We start from the raw sequence: 14,966 nt of genomic DNA, 5'->3' as shown, positions 1-14,966 counted from the left end.
GGTGTTCAATGAATGGCCTGCAAATGTCTAACTAGCGTATAGGTCTGATCCTCAGATACAAGAGTTAAGGTTGCCTTCCACATGCCCGCCATCAGCGGTACACCCTCACCCGTATATAAACCGGGAGAAATCTCTTTAAGGTTGAAGACAAAATCACCGCATACCATATTCAACATATCAAGCTTGATTTCGAGGGTAGCCCCCCGTAGAGGCGCTCCGTTTCGATCTGTTAGCATTAATGAGAACAGATTGTTATGAAGTGCTTTTGCAGGATAACCCTCGATTGTCCATTCCACATGGCCTTTATCGAAATCATGCTCTGTTATAGGCGGAGCAGGCGCTTCGCCGGAACGAAGCCAGCCTATAACGGCGACAAGGAGAAGCGCAATAAAAAGGAAGATAATGAGCAGCCTGTAGAACGGAATATGAGGTTTATTTGGCATAGGCATAAGCAATGATCACATCCCATAAATTGAATTTGCACGCCATTCGTTTTCCATGTCGCAAAGAAAAGCTTATTACGTACTTATGCAGCTTGAGAGCGGTACAGAACGCGCATTGGAAGAGGGAAACTAGTGGACAAATTAAATAAGGGAGTGTATAGTTACAATAATTTCATAGTGAATAAATAGGTGCTGAAACGAGCAATGAACGTTGATCCAGACTTTCGTCGAATAATCGTTGAAGCTTAATAGGGAAGTCCGGTGAGAATCCGGCGCGGACCCGCCACTGTAAGGAATAGTGTATATTCCAAGTCAGAAAATCTGCCTATTTATATAACGCTTTAACCTACGTGGTCTTAGGGAGGTGTTAGAGAAGCTTTTTGGTATGCATTCTATTTATGAGGCGTATAAGAGCATTTCTGGCACAATTGCCGGAAATGCTTTTTTTTTATTTATACGAAATAATAATTATAGGGGTGTAGAGAAAGATGAAGTGGAATAACCGCAATATGATGAAAATGATTGTTGGATTACTATTGACGATGATGCTTATAATTACGGCAGCATGTGGAGCAACAACAGATAATAAGCCGAATTCCGCTGCTTCGAATTCGCCTTCGTCTTCACCTGCTCCTTCTGAAACAGCGACTGTCTATCCATTAACAATTCAGGATGAAACAGGAACTGAGATGACGTTCCAGCAGGCGCCTGTGAAGATCGTTACGCTTGCGCCTAGTGAAACGGAAGTCGCCTATGCAATCGGCGCAGGCGAGCTAGTTGTCGGTGTCGATGCTTACAGCAATTACCCAGAGGAAGCGACAAAGAAACCGCAGGTTGGCGATATGACGACGGACATTGAAGCTGTTATTGCACTTAATCCAGATTTAGTTCTAGCTTCATCTTCAATGAATACAGCAGCTATTAGCAGGCTTCGCGAGTTGAATGTTAATGTATTCGCCACTGACCCGGCCACTTATGATGCGGTCGTAGCGAAGATCGAAACTTTAGGCATAGTAATGGATAAGCAGCCTGAAGCTGCTGCTGTCGCTGACAACATGCGTTCGGCGAAGGAGCAGGTAACGGCAGCTGTTAAGGATGCTGAGAAGAAGCGTGTATATTTGGAGTTCTCACCAGGCTGGACAGTTGGTTCAGGTACATTCCTGGATGAACTGATCACGCTTGCCGGCGGTCAAAATATAGCTACAGATACACCGAGCTGGTTTGAAGTAAATGCGGAAGAGGTTATTAAGCAAAATCCGCAATTGATCATTTATCCCGCAATGAAGGAAGATCCGAATCCGATTGTTGCTGGCATTGAAAGCCGCCCGGGCTGGGATGTCATTGACGCTGTGCAAAATAAACAAATGCATGCTGTAACGGAAGATCCGCTCGTTCGCGTTGGCCCACGATTAGCAGAAGGATTGCTTGAGCTGGCTAAAGTGATACATCCGGATCTCATTAAATAAGCCTATGAATAATAAATTGTTTTGGTATGGAGGAGCAGCTATGCTCCTTCTTGCTGTTTCTATTGTTGTTAGTTTATCGATTGGCTCGGCTGGCATATCGGTTTGTGATGTATGGGGTATTCTAATCCATCAGCTGCCGTGGCTTTCGGACAAAGCTGTGCCTTATTCCGCTGGCGAGATAGCTATTGTAACTCAAGTAAGGCTTTCACGTGTACTGCTGGCTGTTTTGGTGGGCGCTTGTCTCGCTCTTGCCGGCACGGGCTTTCAAGGGGTGCTGCGCAATCCGCTAGCTGATCCTTATACGCTTGGCGTTGCTTCGGGAAGCTCAGTGGGGGCAGCCTTTATTATTTTGTTCGGGCTCCAGACGGCTATTGGCTTGTGGACAATACCGCTAGTTGCTTTTGGGACGGGAACCATTACGCTGCTTGGCGTTTTTTGGCTGTCACGAAATAATGGAACAATGGGCATTGAAACGCTTATTTTATCAGGAGTTATTATTCAGGCTTTCCTTGGTGCGTTCGTCTCGTTCATGGTGTCCATGTCGCAGGGCGTAGTCAACCAAATTTTGTTCTGGCTTATGGGCTCGCTTGCGATGAGAAGCTGGGATCACGCCTTTATGCTTATCCCGTTTCTGGCAATCGGCTTGCCGGTCTTGCTCATTTACGGACAGGCGCTCAATTTATTTGTACTTGGCGAGCGGCATGCGGCTCATCTTGGCATTCGGGTCGAACGAACGAAGCTGATCGTCTTAATCAGCTCCACGCTGCTAACAGCTGCAGCTGTTTCAGTGTCAGGAGTCATCGGCTTTGTCGGACTTGTTGTACCTCATTTAATTCGATTGCTGGTCGGTCCGGACTATCGGCTAATTACCCCTTTATCAGCGATTGGCGGCGGTATATTTGTGCTTTGGGCAGATACGCTGGCTAGAAATCTAATGGTGCAAAAGGAAATACCGCTTGGCGTCGTGACAGCCTTGATCGGCGCTCCTTTCTTTGCCTATTTGCTCCATCGCCGCAAGCTGAAGCAAGGAGGAGAGATATGATTGAAGTAAACGAAATTAATCAGAACGTTCAAGGGAGACAGGTTCTGAATCAGTTGTCTTGTTCGTTTGGGAAAGGCCGAATATACGGCATAATTGGCCCCAATGGCGTTGGGAAATCTACATTTCTTGATATCCTCTCAGGCGTGGAGAAGCCGGCTCAAGGCAAGGTGCTTCTTGACGGGAAGGATATATTCACTTATCCGCGCAAGCAGCTTGCGAGAAAAATGGCGGTCCTGCAGCAAGGAGGTCTGCCTCCGGTAGGCTTCTCGGTTCGTGAGGTGGTTGGGATGGGGAGATATCCGTTCCAAAGCTGGCTTGGTGGAGATATACTAGAATCGGAATCTATTATTGATACCGCAATACAATCAATGGGCCTCAAGGAGCTGACGCATCGCAAGATGGATCAGCTAAGCGGTGGAGAACGGCAGCGCGTCGCGCTTGCAAAGCTGATGGCACAGGAGCCTTCTGTTATTTTACTCGATGAGCCTACCACCTACTTAGACATCGGGTACCAAGTTCAACTGCTCGATAAGGTTCGAGCTTGGCAGAGGGAGCGTGATCTGACGGTTATTGCGGTTTTGCATGATTTGAATTTAGCGTCGCTATATTGCGACGAGCTTGTTGTTCTTCACCAAGGAACGGTTGCTGCAGCAGGAACACCGCAGGAAGTACTAACGGCTGAACTCATTGAGCAGGTGTACGAAACGAAAATATCGGTGTCCGCCCATCCACTAACGGGATCGCCGCAAATTATGCTGCAGCCGAGTGAATATTAACGAACAAGAACGGATTGAGAAAGAAGGAGTTCATGAGATGAAGGAAAAAGTGTACATAGAGCTTACGGAAATAATAAATAGCATCAAACCTTTTCACGAAGAGACAGCACAATTAGCGGAGCGGCATTCCGACTCCTTGACGAAGCCTCCTGGAAGCTTAGGCAAGCTGGAGGCCATTGCCAGACAGCTCGCAGGTGTTACGGGAGAGCTGTGGCCAAATTTATCTCGAAAGTCGGTCATCGTGATGGCTGGAGATCATGGCGTATGCGAGGAAGGAGTCAGTGCATTTCCGCAGGCTGTGACACCGCAAATGGTCATCAACTTTTTGAATGGCGGCGCTGCCGTTAACGTGCTTGCTCGTCAGGCTGGCGCAGAAGTTGTATGCGTTGATATTGGCGTCAATGCTGATTTAGAGCATGACCGGCTCGTAAGCAGGAAGATTGTAAGAGGTACGGCAAATATGGCGAAGCAGCCGGCCATGACGCGTGAAGAAACGCTTCAAGCGATTATGGTTGGGATCAGCGTAGTCAAGGAGCAGGTACAGCGCGGTACTCGGTTGTTCGCAACAGGGGAGATGGGGATTGGAAACACAACTTCAAGCGCTGCGATTACGACGGTATTAACGGGATTGTCTCCGGAGGAGTCTGTCGGAAGAGGAACGGGCATTAATGATGCGAGCTGGCTGAACAAGATCGATGTGGTAAAGCGTGCTATAGCAGTCAATAAGCCTGATCCTTCGGACCCTATCGACGTGCTTGCAAAGCTCGGAGGCGCGGAAATTGCCGGATTGGTAGGAGTCATTTTAGGAGCTGCAGCCAGCGGCTGTCCTGTCGTCATTGACGGTTATATTTCATCAGTTGCCGCTTTGGTGGCATCAAGACTCGCAGCACAAACGAAGCCTTATATTTTAGCGTCACATTTGTCACAGGAACAGGGACATTTGCGCTTGCTTGAATCGATTGGACTGTCGCCAATGATTCAATTAGAGATGAGACTGGGAGAAGGCACGGGTGCGGTATTATGCTTCCACTTTATTGATGCGGCACTTCTGCTGATGCAGGAAATGGCTACTTTTGAAAGCGCAGGAATATCGAAGGGATAGGTGAGAAGGGGTGGCAGTACTTGTAACCGGCGGTGCACGCAGCGGTAAAAGCTCCTTTGCTGAACAATATGCGAAGCATATTGGAGCTCACGGCATTTATATCGCAACCTGTCAGCTTTACGATGAAGAAATGAAAGAGCGGGTAGGGAAGCACCGTCTTGACCGAGAGGCGGCAGGCTTCAATTGGGAAACAATTGAGGAGCCTTATGAAACGATTCAACTTTTGCAACGTTTGCGGGAAGAATTTGCTGGAATAGTGCAAAATGGCGATAAGCCTCCCGTTGTATTGCTGGATTGCTTGACGCTATGGCTGACCAATTGGATGCTGCGAATCGATCACGAGTCTCTGGGCGAATTCAGGCTGGAGGAAGAAACGGACAAGCTTCTAGATGCGTTCCGAGCTTTCAGCTATCCCCTTATAATCGTTACGAATGAGGTAGGGGATGGCATTGTTCCCGCCTATCCGCTTGGTAGGAAATTTCGAGATGAAGCCGGTCGTTTGAATCAAAAGGTCGCGGCACTTTGCGAACGTGTTTTTCTCGTTACAGCAGGCATTCCTATTGAATTGAAATCTTTAGCTTTTCGATGGGATGAGCTATGATTTTTTATTCCATAAAGGAGCTGCTTCTGCTGGCGGCAGCCGCGATTGCTATTGATTGGATCGTAGGCGATCCGAAGTGGCCCACACACCCCGTAATTTGGATTGGAAGACTTGTACGCCTGCTAGAGAGCAAGCTTGCACCCGAGCTTAAGAAGAATCGGCCTGCAGCAGTGAAGGGATTAGGTATTGTACTTACTTTGGCTACGCTGCTTCTAAGTACAACCGTTATGTGGGCGATTATCTGGGCAGCGAATGCCATTCATGTGTGGCTCGGTTATGCGCTTAGCGCTTGGTTCATTTCCACAACAATTGCGGTTAAGGGATTGAAAGAGGCTGCGATGCTCGTATATAACCCGCTGCTTTCAGGAAACCTCGATGAAGCGCGCAAATATGCAGGTTATATTGTTGGGCGCGACACAGATCAGCTTGATGCTCGTGAAGCATCCCGAGCAGCGATCGAGACGGTTGCCGAAAATATCGTTGATGCACTAGTTTCCCCTCTGCTTTTTGCTTTAATAGGCGGTGCGCCGCTCGCCATGCTCTACCGTGCTGCCAATACGCTAGATTCTATGGTTGGTTATCGCAACGATAAGTATATTAACTTCGGCTGGTGCTCAGCTCGCACGGATGATGTATTGAATTACATACCTGCACGGCTGTCAGGCGCAATGATTGCGATTTCAGCATTATTTAGCCCCAGTATGAAAGCTGGCAGAGCTTTTCATTCAATTTATGCCTTTGCGTCTAGCCATCCTAGTCCGAACAGTGGAATTCCTGAAGCGGCGGTCGCTGGAGCACTTGGCATCGAGCTTGGCGGAAGAAATGTGTATTTTGGGGTGCCAAGTGAACGTGCCCGGATGGGTTGGCCAACCCGTGAACTACAGCCAGAAGATATCATACTTACTGTTCGTATACTTTATTGTGTCAGTTTTATATTATTTGCGGGAGTGATCGCAGTATGGTTCGTCATACGTTAAAGCTACATGTTCAAGCCTTAATTGCTGCTTTTCAGTTTTTAACGAGGCTTCCAATTCCCGTCACTGTTCCCTTTCATGGTCCTGTTCTTTCTAGGAGTGTTATTTATTTCCCTCTAGCTGGTGCTTTCATCGGGGGATGCTTGGCTGTTATTACGTGGCTGCTGCAATTGTTCGTGCCTGCATGGCCAAGCGCAGTAATCGTGCTTGCTCTTTGGACGGCTCTTAGCGGTGGATTGCATCTTGACGGATGGATGGATACTGCAGACGGCGTCCTCAGTCATCGTTCGAGAGAGCGAATGCTGGAAATTATGAAGGATAGCCGTGTTGGCGCGATGGGCGTGCTTGCTGCGGTATTGCTGCTTCTGTTCAAAGCTTCGCTGCTGGCGGAGTTTATGAATGGGGATAAAGCGGCGATTTATTTACCTTTGCTTATTCTATGTCCCATCTGGAGTCGAGCATGGATGGCTGCTGCTATTGCAGGCTGGCCAAGTGCAAGACAAGGAGAGGGGATTGGTGTATTATTTAATGAGGTTAAAGGTCTTCAAGCTTCTGCAGCTCTGCTTTTATCTTCTATTCTTACATGTTTGATCTTAGGATCAGCTGGAATGAATGCAAGTGTAATATTCGGATTGCTTATGATCGGATTCGTCCTTACCGTGTCTTGCGGCGGATTGATTGCCGTTTGGCTAAACCGAAAGCTTGGCGGTTTAACCGGCGATACTTACGGTGCGATGAATGAAGCAATTGAAGCGCTGCTGCTATTTGCAGTTGTCGTATGGTTAAATGCCCTATAGAAAAGGAGTTGAAACAGTCGGTGTTAGAAAGATATGGACACGGTGGTGACTTACGAACAGCAGAGGAAGCTTTCGGACGATCAGCCGATCAATTTATAGATTTCAGCTCCAATATGAATCCCCTTGGGCCACCGAGTGGGGTGAAGCAAGCCTTGTATGCTTATGCGGATATCATCAACCAATACCCGGATCCTGCTGTAAGAGGGTTAAGACGAGAACTGGCACAGCGGCATGTTATTAATGAGCAGGCTATCGTGGTTGGCAATGGAGCAGCTGAGCTTATTGATTTAATTGTAAGAGCCTTGCAGCCGAAGTTAACAACACTCGTCATTCCATGCTTTGATGAATATGCGGATGCGGTTCGGAAAATAGGCGGTGCTCTGCGAGAAATTCAATTGTCATCAGACAAACAGTTTAAACTGGCTTTAGAAGATGAACGCTTGTTTGAGGAAGCTGGCGAGGAATCGCTGATCATCCTTGGTTCACCAAATAATCCGACTGGTCAGCTTGTAGATCCCGAATTCATTAAACAGCTTTTGACTAAAGGAGCCTATGTTGTCGTGGATGAAGCCTTTATGGATTTTGTCCCAGAGGAATCACAATTCAGTCTCGTTCAGGAGGCTGCTCTTCATGAAAGACTATTTGTCATTCGTTCGATGACGAAATTTTATTCCATACCAGGCATTCGGCTTGGCTATATTGTCGGCATGCCAAGATCACTTAATCCATTAAAGCGTCTGCAGGTGCCTTGGAGTGTTAATTCGCTGGCACAGCTCATAGGGGAAACGGTATTAGGTGATAGCGAATTCGCCAATCGCACTCTGGGCTGGCTGCAAAGTGAACGTCCATGGCTCACCGCAGAGCTTCAAAAAATGGGGTTCGAAGTCATTCCAAGCGCTGCTAACTATCTACTGCTGCGTATTCCACGGGAGCTTGGACTTAGCGCAAGCATGCTTCAGTTGGAGATGGGTAAGCTCGGCGTTCTTATACGAGATGCTTCCCGATTCCCAGGCCTTGATCATACTTATATTCGTGTTGCGATTAAGCTGCGTGAACAAAATGGACAGCTGCTTCATGCGTTAGATCAGTGCATGAAAGCGAAGAGCGGTCATGATAAATGAAAATGGAAGAAGGAGGGATGAAGAATGACTCAGCCTTTCCGAGACGGCGATATTTATCATTCCTCGATTTGGAGCGGTGTGAGCTTAAAGCTTCTGGACAATCGAATTGAAACACGCTGTAATGAACGGCTATACTCGTTAAGCAGCGCCATACATCCCGGAGGATTCTCCTACTCTGATCTAATATTTAACTGGAAAGTGCCACTTGACTATGTGGGCAGCGATCCTGTATCTGATATTGTGAAACAATGCGAGGCTTGGGACTACGACCTTGAGCATAGTATCGGTTTTCTAACTGCGGCCAAGCTAACTCATGCTTCAATAATAGAGTTTGAAGGCGATAAATTTAAACTGCTTTGCTGCTCGACTGTCGGTACTAGAAACGCTGCAAGATCCGGAATAACGCGCAGTACATTCTCAGCCTATTCTCCTGGAACGATTAATACGATTATACTAATTGATGGACAAATGACAGAGTCTGCAATGGTTAATGCAGTTATTACGGCTACGGAAGCAAAGACAGCTGCTTTGCAGCATTTAGGAATTGTTGAGTATGACAATGGACAATCCGCCACCGGGACGACAACGGATGCTATTGTAATCGCCGTCAGCCAAGCTGAGCATTGGCAAGCCTTGCATGCCTATGCGGGTACAGCGACAACAATCGGCTGTGCAATTGGAGAAGCAGTCTACGACACCGTGCTCGAAGCAGCAAGCACACAGCATGAAGACTGACGAAGCAGGATTGCGAAATGTAATTGCTTTTAGTTATTCATTTTCCAATAAACCATTAGAGGACCTTCTTCACCAAATAAGGGATCTTTCTGTGGAAAAGGCACATTAGCGATTTCTTCTAGAACGAGTGGTCTTTCTCCTTGTTTCCCTGTTCTCAGATTATAATCCATGCCATTCGGGTAAGCGCCTACCACACTGAAATCTGAGCTTGATGACATTTTTTTATGTCCTGTTCCAGCTGGAAGAAGGATAACGTCTCCGTTTCGCACTTCGATTTCTCTGCCAGCTGCGCCACCAATTTGAAGGAGAGCAGAGCCTCTGATTACGCCAAGCACCTCATGGCTGTTGCTATGATAGTGGTGATAATCAAACACTCCGTTTGTCCAGCTGTTCAACCAATTATTCCGATTAAAGATTTGCTCCGCTTGATCTTCTTTGCCCTGCAATGCCCCTTTATAAAGGAGTGTCGGCAAGAATGGATGATTAGGAATCACTCCATCATCTCTGAATTGAAAATCTTTAACTTCTATTTGAGTCATTTCTCGATCCTCTCTCTCACAAAATACAATATTACTCCTCTATTAATAAACCATATATAAGAATAACTAAACCTAAAAATATGTAAAAACAGGTCAAGTACAATCGTTATTGTAATTGACCTGTTTTTGTCATCTAAGGAGCGTTTTTGATCGTGCACCCCTTTGTTTCGGACTTTCGCTTTGTATATACGACTAATCTTTTCTGGTACTCTTTTGTTTCTCGGATAAATGTCCCGGTGCATGTAATTAAATTTAAGCGAGATTCATTTGTTGGACCAAAAATTTTAGAGATAGGGGCTTCTGATGTTTTATATGTTTCAACTGCTTCGACGGAAAAATCGATGCGACAGCCTTCTTTATTTTTTATTATAACCGTGTCACCTTTTTTTATTTGCTTTAATCGGTAAAATACAGCTGGACCTGTAGGGCTGTCCACATGGCCGTCCATTACTGCGTTGCCAATCGCTCCCGGCATAACCCCATCTGATGATTTAGATAATATGCCTACTCGTCTCGTATAAGCAGGTACGTCCATCTGACCATCGTCGGTTATGCTGACCGGGTCAACCAGCGCTAGAATTTTCAGAGCGGGAATGTACAACTTAACAGGAATAATTCCATCAACCATTAATGGGGGCTCACTTGGAACTGCCGATGGCGTATTTGTATAAGTAATAATCGGTTTTTTGACCGAATTCAATTGCGTATGGTCTTCTTTACGTTCACTTGTATCGGTACAAGCCGTACTTCCGGCAATTACGACTACAGATAAAAAATACAATATCAACTTTTTCATAACGAATAAAAGAGGGGAAGCGATGTTCCCCTCTTACGTTAGTTATTCCGCTTGTTCGCTTGCGCCGCCGAAGCCGGTCTTCGGCATTTGTGTAATGTCTTTTGCTTTCAAGCTTTTTGAATGTAAGCTTTTTGAATGCATACTTTTTGCATTCATTTTATGTTTTTTACTCGGATGCGTGCTTTTAGCATGTATTTTATGATGCTTCTTAGCATCCATCTTCTTCACATGCATTTCATGCTTCTTTTTGGCTTCCATTTTTTTCATATGCATTTCTTTCTCAGATACAGGGGCAGATGCATAGACCGCAGAGCTTGCACTAAGCAGCATACATGCAGTAACAATTGCGATAGCAGTTTTTTTCATGAAATTCAATTCCTCCTCAAATTTGTGTTGTGTAGATTGCCGTACCTATATCATGATTTCCTGTTGTTAAAGGAATCATGAATGTAAACCTTTCCCTTTAAAGATAAGCATTTACGGAATAAGCTGACTCATGGTATGGGAATTGCAGAAGAAAATTGTTTGAACATTCACGAATGGTTGAAGCGGGAATGAGTCAACCTAATGGAAATGGATACTTCATAAAATGATACCTTTACTGTGGAATGACAGAATAGGTGCACCTAAGTTAAATAACGAAAAGCAGCAAAGATGGAGGCAGGTATGCGGAAATTAAAAAACAATTGCTTTGTTTTTACTATCGTTCTTTTTGTCACCTTCGTTTGTAATGGTCATGTATCTGATGCCAAATCAAATCAAGAAAAAGAGGTGAAAGCCTTTATAGATGAAATTTTTGCAGTTCGTTCTAGTTTATTGATTAATAAGAACACGAATATTGAAGATTATTATGTACGGGGATATCGACTAAGTGAGCATGCGCTGCGTTTAGAGCAAAAAAGAAGTGAGTATCTTCAGGCATGGGGAGAGAAAAGGGCTATACATTTCGTGGATGCGTCCAGCCAAATTCGAATCATTCGACTCCAAATTGAGGGAGATACAGCAAAAGTATCGCTTGCTCATTCTCAAAAGCTGAGCTATATGTATGCAAACAAAATTTTGCCTCTGCAATCTTTTGGAATAGGCACTAAACATGCCTTAACATTGAAAAAGCTGAATGATGAATGGTATGTATACAAGGAATGGTACCTCGATCCGCTTGACGAGAATCCAAGCCTCATTCCGGAGACAGCGGATGGAGTCGTTGATTTTCCTATAAAGTCCGATGATGTCCGTGATGGTGAAAAATACAAGCGTAAACAAGCAGTAGCCTATGCTAATAAATATGCTGGCGTTGAATGGATGAAATTCAAAGGCCTATATAATAAAAGATATGTAAATTATTCAGGTAAAGGCGGAGACTGCACAAACTTTGCTTCCCAAGTAATCGGAGACCAGAAAGAGGGCGGAGGTCTCAAAATGTTTGGAGCCTGGCGTTATATTTATCCCTCTGGCGGTACAAAAACGTGGGTACAAACCGATGCTTTTAAAAATTTTATTGTGCATTCGGGATACGGAAAAGTCATAGCGACTGGCTACTTCACAGAGCTTATTGAACGAACAGAAAAGCATCCACAGAGTGCATTTGCAGAGCTTATGCCCGGAGATTTAATCGCTCATGTTATGCAAAATGATGTCGATCATTTTTCTGTTGTTACTGGTTTTGATGATAATGGTTATCCGCTTGTTAATTCCCATACGGCTGAGCGTTACCGTGCTCCATTCGATTTAGGATGGGATAGAAATACCAAATACATCTTGATTCATATCAGAGATTAATAGCATCAGCCGCTTCATAATCTAAATTGGACATACCTTAACCTTATTTCTCATAAGAATGTAGGGACATGTTATGAACAGTTAGAGGTGAAGTGATGAAACTCCCGCTGCTATTTAAACAAATGACAGTAAGAAGCGGAGCAATTGTAATTGTCAAAGCGATGGGCTTAGTGGGACGAGTTTCATTAACAAGGTTAATTGGTGCGGAAGGCATCGGGATATATCAGATTGCTTACTCCTACTATGGATTGATCCTTATGATCATAACGGGAGGACTGCCGACGACTTTGGCGATATTCACAGCGAAGCATCCCGCTCATGGCTGGACCTGGTTTAAGCTGTTCTCTCTGTTATTGATGATTGTAGGCGGAGCATTAAGTTTGCTTTCCTTTTGGTTCTCAGACCAAATCGCAATTACTCTAGGTAATTCGGACATTTATTATTCAATACGATGTTTAGCGCCAGCTATATTTGCAGTACCTTTGCTAAGTTTGCTTAGAGGATATTTGCAGGGGTTGGAACAATATGGTCTAATAGCGGTATCTGAGCTTGTCGAACAAATGATAAGAGTCATATCCATGCTCTTATTAGCTTTGTTCCTCCTGTCCAATGGGCCAGCGCTCGCAGCAGGAGGAAGTATGCTTGGGACCCTGCTCGGCGGTATCATTTCTTTCGCCATGCTGATCATTTATCTAATGTTCTATAATAAAAGGTTTAATACAATTCCCCATCACGAAGTAGTACGTGTAGACTATAATGCTACACTCAAGTGGTTTCTTCAAAGTTCGCTCATCATATCTTTCACAAGGCTGCTGGTACCTTTCTCAGACGTTCTTGATGCCATTATAATACCAAATAGACTGCAGGCTGCTGGATATTCTCCATCGCAAGCAACGGCAATGTTCGGGATACTTACAGGCATGGCTATGATTGTTGTCTATATGCCAACTATTATTACTGCTGCGCTTTCGCACACTATGACGGTGAAGATCGTGTCTGAATGGAGAGAAGGAAAGCATGCTCATTTCTATCGGCGAACACGAATCATCCTTGAATTTGGTTGGGTATGGGGATGTGCGTCTAGTCTGCTGCTTTTTGTCTATCATAAAGATCTTTCTATGCTCATATTTGGAACGCCAGAAGCAGGTGAACCCATTAAATATCTTTCTGTTATACCGCTACTAGTCGGTTTGCGAGAATTAACAACAAGTATTTTGTGGGCGCAGGAACGTAGAAAAATACCGTTTATCGGACTTGCAGTAGGAATTAGCTGTGCGGTAGTTCTTCATTACTTTCTGATTGCTATTCCTGGCTTCAACTTTGGAGGAGCTGCAGTCGGCATTCTAGCCTTAGAGCTGCTAGCTGTGATATGGAATATTCGAACGATTTTGGTTGAAATTAAGGAACTGAATTATTTTAGATTGCTGCTTGACCTGTTCGTTATCGGCGGAATTATGATTCTGGTTCTTTTGATCTTCGAAACTTCCATTGCTCAGCTGTTTTCAGAGCAGATCAGAGCTTGTTTAGGAATGTTCTTATTTGGCGGAAGCAGTGCGATCTATATATTTTTCCGCTTTCAACGGCATTATAATATGATTTCTTAGCTAACAGAGTAATAAACAACTATAACTATTTTTTATTTGAATGATTAGTAAAAAACGGATGTATACTTGGTATATCCATTATTTAACGTAAAATCTATCATTTATTGATTAGATTAAAAGGAGTGGTTGGTGTCATGATTTTGTTGTGCTCGATATAACAGTCGTGGCTGCGAGTGAACAAATGTTCATTTTGCAGCCTTTTTAAATATTAGATTCACATTGAGGAGGCTATCGTATGCAATTAATTGATTGGTCTGAGGAAATAGAATCATATAATTTATCAACTGAGTTTTCTATTCACAAGGCAGACACTAAATTATGGGGAGCGTATTGCTCTGTCTATTATAATATGCTTTATAATGGATTTTTTAGAGAAGAAGGCTATCAAAAGGCTAACCGAAACGCTTTTTGGATTTATAAGGGTGAACACAGAATAGGAGGAGTTCGGTTATCACCAAATCGAATCTATCATTTGTTTTTTATTCCTCCGTTTAACGAAAAGCTTGAAGTAGTAAAATTGCTTAAACAAATTTTATTACAATGGTCAGATCGAACAACAGCCATTAAAACGTTTGAAATCCTTCCTGATCAGGTCCATTTGTTTGCGCGTGCAGGCTTTTGGCCGGACGAGTTCAGATGTCGCTGGATGCAGCGCCCCACTGATCAATTCGATGTTAGCTTTGCTGATCATCTTAGAATTGAGTCGCCACGAATTGAAGAAAATGAGACAGGCACTAAGCGATTCATTAACGAAGATGAGATAGGTGAATGCGATTATAGCAGCTTCGCAGGAAGTATTGAAGCAGTGAGGAGAAAGAAATTTAATTTTGAGGATTTCCGTCCGACAGAAGATCCGAATTATACGAACGATTTATTGATGCAAGCGTCTACACTTGTATACGATAAACAAAGCGGCAAGCTCGTTGCCAACTGTCGTCTTTGCTTACAAGATAATTATGCTGCTATTTACTCCATTGGAGTTATCCCTAGTTTTAGAGGGCAAGGTTTGGCAACAAAAATGTTGAAAAGAGCTATGACTGTTATTAAAGATGAGTATCCGATTTTGCGATTGTATGTTATGGAAGGCAATGCTGCAGAGTCAGTTTATCTGAATTTGGGATTTGTTCCGGGAGTGCAGGAAGTGCAGAATATGTATATTCCCGCTCTTTGAGTGGTGTAGTAATCTCTGTA

The 14,966-nt window shown here is 44.4% G+C and carries 16 protein-coding genes and 1 riboswitch; of the genes, 12 read left to right on the top strand and 4 right to left on the bottom strand.

Translation table 11 applies throughout. From position 1 onward, the window contains the following. Window positions 1–5 precede the first annotated feature (5 nt). Complete coding sequence (locus tag CEF13_RS15925; protein WP_146022723.1) at window positions 6–449, bottom strand: FixH family protein; 444 nt, start codon at window positions 447–449, stop codon at window positions 6–8. 213 nt (window positions 450–662) lie between these two features. Then, window positions 663–786, top strand: a riboswitch (cobalamin riboswitch). Between the two features lie 145 nt (window positions 787–931). On the opposite strand from CEF13_RS15925, the gene CEF13_RS15920 reads away from it, so the two are divergent. The 9 genes from CEF13_RS15920 to CEF13_RS15880 are packed head-to-tail and all read left to right on the top strand — an operon-like array spanning window position 932 to window position 9,057. Beyond that, complete coding sequence (locus tag CEF13_RS15920; RefSeq protein ID WP_102711899.1) at window positions 932–1,909, top strand: ABC transporter substrate-binding protein; 978 nt, start codon at window positions 932–934, stop codon at window positions 1,907–1,909. Window positions 1,910–1,913: 4 nt separating this feature from the next. Then, a complete protein-coding gene (locus CEF13_RS15915) occupies window positions 1,914–2,951 on the top strand; it encodes a FecCD family ABC transporter permease (protein WP_102711897.1) in 1,038 nt (345 codons plus the stop codon). Next, window positions 2,948–3,727: an ABC transporter ATP-binding protein gene (locus CEF13_RS15910; RefSeq protein WP_102711895.1), complete on the top strand. Its 780-nt coding sequence runs from the start codon at window positions 2,948–2,950 to the stop codon at window positions 3,725–3,727. The genes CEF13_RS15915 and CEF13_RS15910 overlap by 4 nt, the downstream gene beginning before the upstream one ends. A gap of 37 nt (window positions 3,728–3,764) precedes the next feature. Continuing rightward, window positions 3,765–4,829: a nicotinate-nucleotide--dimethylbenzimidazole phosphoribosyltransferase gene (gene cobT / locus CEF13_RS15905; RefSeq protein ID WP_102711893.1), complete on the top strand. Its 1,065-nt coding sequence runs from the start codon at window positions 3,765–3,767 to the stop codon at window positions 4,827–4,829. Between the two features lie 10 nt (window positions 4,830–4,839). Then, window positions 4,840–5,430 (top strand): bifunctional adenosylcobinamide kinase/adenosylcobinamide-phosphate guanylyltransferase, encoded by a 591-nt coding sequence (gene cobU, locus CEF13_RS15900; RefSeq protein WP_102711890.1) that lies wholly within the window; start codon window positions 4,840–4,842, stop codon window positions 5,428–5,430. Then, a complete protein-coding gene (cbiB, locus tag CEF13_RS15895) occupies window positions 5,427–6,407 on the top strand; it encodes an adenosylcobinamide-phosphate synthase CbiB (protein ID WP_102711888.1) in 981 nt (326 codons plus the stop codon). The genes cobU and cbiB overlap by 4 nt, the downstream gene beginning before the upstream one ends. Next, the gene (gene cobS, locus CEF13_RS15890; protein ID WP_102711886.1) at window positions 6,389–7,201 is read left to right on the top strand and encodes an adenosylcobinamide-GDP ribazoletransferase; all 813 of its coding nucleotides are present in this window, start codon (window positions 6,389–6,391) and stop codon (window positions 7,199–7,201) included. Before cbiB ends, cobS begins: the two co-directional genes overlap by 19 nt. A 20-nt stretch (window positions 7,202–7,221) precedes the next feature. Next, window positions 7,222–8,322: a threonine-phosphate decarboxylase CobD gene (gene cobD, locus CEF13_RS15885; RefSeq protein ID WP_102711884.1), complete on the top strand. Its 1,101-nt coding sequence runs from the start codon at window positions 7,222–7,224 to the stop codon at window positions 8,320–8,322. Between the two features lie 24 nt (window positions 8,323–8,346). Then, window positions 8,347–9,057, top strand: coding sequence for an adenosylcobinamide amidohydrolase (locus tag CEF13_RS15880; protein WP_102711882.1), 711 nt, complete (start codon window positions 8,347–8,349; stop codon window positions 9,055–9,057). A 29-nt stretch (window positions 9,058–9,086) separates the two neighbouring features. Here the strand turns inward: CEF13_RS15880 and CEF13_RS15875 are convergent, their stop codons facing one another. From CEF13_RS15875 to CEF13_RS15865, 3 genes are all read right to left on the bottom strand, one after another. Continuing rightward, complete coding sequence (locus tag CEF13_RS15875) at window positions 9,087–9,596, bottom strand: cupin domain-containing protein (RefSeq protein WP_102711880.1); 510 nt, start codon at window positions 9,594–9,596, stop codon at window positions 9,087–9,089. Window positions 9,597–9,729: 133 nt separating this feature from the next. Next, window positions 9,730–10,377 (bottom strand): class F sortase, encoded by a 648-nt coding sequence (locus tag CEF13_RS15870; protein WP_166742708.1) that lies wholly within the window; start codon window positions 10,375–10,377, stop codon window positions 9,730–9,732. Window positions 10,378–10,434: 57 nt separating this feature from the next. After that, window positions 10,435–10,758 (bottom strand): hypothetical protein, encoded by a 324-nt coding sequence (locus CEF13_RS15865; protein ID WP_102711876.1) that lies wholly within the window; start codon window positions 10,756–10,758, stop codon window positions 10,435–10,437. A gap of 300 nt (window positions 10,759–11,058) precedes the next feature. Here CEF13_RS15865 and CEF13_RS15860 point away from each other — a divergent pair, with 300 nt between their 5' ends. The 3 genes from CEF13_RS15860 (at window position 11,059) to CEF13_RS15850 (ending at window position 14,946) form a co-directional block, all read left to right on the top strand. Further along, window positions 11,059–12,171: an amidase domain-containing protein gene (locus CEF13_RS15860; protein WP_102711874.1), complete on the top strand. Its 1,113-nt coding sequence runs from the start codon at window positions 11,059–11,061 to the stop codon at window positions 12,169–12,171. A 95-nt stretch (window positions 12,172–12,266) separates the two neighbouring features. Next, window positions 12,267–13,775, top strand: coding sequence for an oligosaccharide flippase family protein (locus CEF13_RS15855; RefSeq protein WP_102711872.1), 1,509 nt, complete (start codon window positions 12,267–12,269; stop codon window positions 13,773–13,775). Window positions 13,776–14,010: 235 nt separating this feature from the next. After that, a complete protein-coding gene (locus tag CEF13_RS15850; protein WP_102711870.1) occupies window positions 14,011–14,946 on the top strand; it encodes a GNAT family N-acetyltransferase in 936 nt (311 codons plus the stop codon). The last annotated feature ends 20 nt before the right edge of the window (window positions 14,947–14,966 follow it).

Origin of the sequence: Paenibacillus castaneae (assembly GCF_002884445.1) — a bacterium.
Classification (GTDB): Bacteria; Bacillota; Bacilli; order Paenibacillales; family Paenibacillaceae; genus Pristimantibacillus; species Pristimantibacillus castaneae.
The sequence above is the reverse complement of the archived record's forward strand: the minus strand, read 5'-3'. Positions and strand labels throughout refer to the sequence as shown.

What these genes read in the sequence shown, in the direction of transcription:
- CEF13_RS15855 (WP_102711872.1), top strand. Translation starts at nt 12,267, where the DNA reads ATGAAACTCCCGCTGCTATTTAAACAAATGACAGTAAGAAGCGGAGCA.
- CEF13_RS15865 (WP_102711876.1), bottom strand. Translation starts at nt 10,758, where the DNA reads ATGAAAAAAACTGCTATCGCAATTGTTACTGCATGTATGCTGCTTAGT.
- CEF13_RS15925 (WP_146022723.1), bottom strand. Translation starts at nt 449, where the DNA reads ATGCCTATGCCAAATAAACCTCATATTCCGTTCTACAGGCTGCTCATT.
- CEF13_RS15850 (WP_102711870.1), top strand. Translation starts at nt 14,011, where the DNA reads ATGCAATTAATTGATTGGTCTGAGGAAATAGAATCATATAATTTATCA.
- cobS (WP_102711886.1), top strand. Translation starts at nt 6,389, where the DNA reads ATGGTTCGTCATACGTTAAAGCTACATGTTCAAGCCTTAATTGCTGCT.
- CEF13_RS15915 (WP_102711897.1), top strand. Translation starts at nt 1,914, where the DNA reads ATGAATAATAAATTGTTTTGGTATGGAGGAGCAGCTATGCTCCTTCTT.
- cobT (WP_102711893.1), top strand. Translation starts at nt 3,765, where the DNA reads ATGAAGGAAAAAGTGTACATAGAGCTTACGGAAATAATAAATAGCATC.
- CEF13_RS15910 (WP_102711895.1), top strand. Translation starts at nt 2,948, where the DNA reads ATGATTGAAGTAAACGAAATTAATCAGAACGTTCAAGGGAGACAGGTT.
- CEF13_RS15920 (WP_102711899.1), top strand. Translation starts at nt 932, where the DNA reads ATGAAGTGGAATAACCGCAATATGATGAAAATGATTGTTGGATTACTA.
- cbiB (WP_102711888.1), top strand. Translation starts at nt 5,427, where the DNA reads ATGATTTTTTATTCCATAAAGGAGCTGCTTCTGCTGGCGGCAGCCGCG.
- CEF13_RS15880 (WP_102711882.1), top strand. Translation starts at nt 8,347, where the DNA reads ATGACTCAGCCTTTCCGAGACGGCGATATTTATCATTCCTCGATTTGG.
- CEF13_RS15875 (WP_102711880.1), bottom strand. Translation starts at nt 9,596, where the DNA reads ATGACTCAAATAGAAGTTAAAGATTTTCAATTCAGAGATGATGGAGTG.
- CEF13_RS15860 (WP_102711874.1), top strand. Translation starts at nt 11,059, where the DNA reads ATGCGGAAATTAAAAAACAATTGCTTTGTTTTTACTATCGTTCTTTTT.